This window comes from Pseudomonas sp. SMN5, assembly GCF_052041925.1.
GTDB lineage: Bacteria > Pseudomonadota > Gammaproteobacteria > Pseudomonadales > Pseudomonadaceae > Aquipseudomonas.
Map to the genome: position 1 here is coordinate 1 of NZ_JBKGGX010000090.1, position 250 is coordinate 250.

Annotated in this window: 1 protein-coding gene; it reads right to left on the minus strand. The window is 66.8% G+C overall.

Going from position 1 to position 250, the window contains the following annotated elements; genetic code table 11:
* The coding region (locus ACLEJR_RS27120; RefSeq protein WP_440817793.1) for a hypothetical protein at positions 1–250 on the minus strand (250 nt) is incomplete at both ends.

Genomic DNA, 250 nt, shown 5'->3' on the forward strand with positions numbered 1-250 from the left:
CGCCGAGTCGTAGCGGTACTTGAGCGCCGTGCCGTCGGGGTTGAGGCGGCGGCTGACCAAGTGCAGGTCGTCGGCGTATTCATAACGGGTGACCCGCCCCAGCTCGTCGCGCTCGGCGGTGACCTTGCCGTAGGCGTTGTAGGTCCAGGCGCGGATCGTGCCCGTTGGCGAGGTGGTCTGGAGCAGCCGGCCCATGGCGTCCCAGTGGTAATGGGTGAGTGCGCCGTGTTCATCCTGGCGACTCAACAAG